At 45.0% G+C, this 1,416-nt stretch carries 2 tRNA genes and 1 rRNA gene; all 3 read right to left on the reverse strand.

What is annotated here, in order from left to right:
- A 23S ribosomal RNA gene (locus tag AC1P5O_RS16555) occupies positions 1-732 on the reverse strand; the annotation flags it as partial.
- Positions 733-1,177: 445 nt separating this feature from the next.
- Positions 1,178-1,253 (reverse strand) — tRNA-Ala (locus AC1P5O_RS16560).
- Between the two features lie 48 nt (positions 1,254-1,301).
- Positions 1,302-1,378: transfer RNA gene (locus AC1P5O_RS16565), tRNA-Ile, on the reverse strand.
- Positions 1,379-1,416 lie beyond the last annotated feature (38 nt).

Below are 1,416 nucleotides of genomic sequence, written 5' to 3' on the forward strand. Positions count from 1 at the left end.
GTGGGTTCGGTCCTCCAGTTAGTGTTACCCAACCTTCAACCTGCTCATGGATAGATCACCTGGTTTCGGGTCTATACCCAGCAACTAAACGCCCTATTAAGACTCGGTTTCCCTACGGCTCCCCTATGCGGTTAACCTTGCTACTGAATATAAGTCGCTGACCCATTATACAAAAGGTACGCAGTCACCGGACTAAGCCGGCTCCCACTGCTTGTATGCATGCGGTTTCAGGATCTATTTCACTCCCCTCACAGGGGTTCTTTTCGCCTTTCCCTCACGGTACTGGTTCACTATCGGTCAGTCAGGAGTATTTAGCCTTGGAGGATGGTCCCCCCATATTCAGACAAGGTTTCACGTGCCTCGCCCTACTCGACATCATCATATAAGCCCTTTCGTGTACAGGACTATCACCGTCTACGGTCGCACTTCCCAGAGCGTTCCACTAGAACTTATATGACTTAATGGGCTCTTCCCCTTTCGCTCGCCGCTACTGAGGGAATCTCAATTGATTTCTTTTCCTAAGGGTACTGAGATGTTTCACTTCCCCTCGTTCGCCTTGCAACACTATGTATTCATGTTGCAATACCTACCTTATGGTAAGTGGGTTTCCCCATTCAGACATCTCCGGATCACAGGATATTTGCCGCCTCCCCGGAGCTTTTCGCAGGCTATCACGTCTTTCTTCGCCTCTGACTGCCAAGGCATCCACCACATGCACTTAATTACTTGACTATACAACCCCAAACAGTCGTTTATCCTTACAAGTGGGATAAGCAACAGAGCTTGTCTTGCGACTCACTCATACAGTTGGCGTTTGTGCACTTAAGCACCGTACAGCTTCAATTAGATTCATATACCAAAACGCTTGATTCAGTTAATTTCGCTAGAACTCATTTCCTTAATCTTCACATCACAGTAATAAATCACTGTTAGTGTTGATCTTAAAAACGAGTTTGAACAAATTATTTCAACTCAAATATATTCTGTTAATGATTTTTCCAGCCTTCGTCAGGTCAGGAAACTGTGATAAATCACAGAGATTATCAAGTGCGCGTATCATAACGCTTGTACTTGTTAATCTCTAGGATCTCATCACTTGATCGCTTAAGGACTAAACTAACAATCAACTGATTGTCTATTTATTAGCTTTTGTCTTTATACATTCCGTAGGAATGTATGGTGGAGACTAGGAGAGTCGAACTCCTGACCTCCTGCGTGCAAAGCAGGCGCTCTACCAACTAAGCTAAGTCCCCAGCTTATCAATAAGTCAATGTCTCTGATTTTCCGTACTTCGTCAGTAGTGGTGGGTCTGACAAGACTTGAACTTGTGACCCCACGCTTATCAAGCGTGTGCTCTAACCAACTGAGCTACAGACCCTCAGATACATCGTATGAAGAACAACTTGTTGTGGATTC

The organism is Prolinoborus fasciculus, assembly GCF_056724605.1.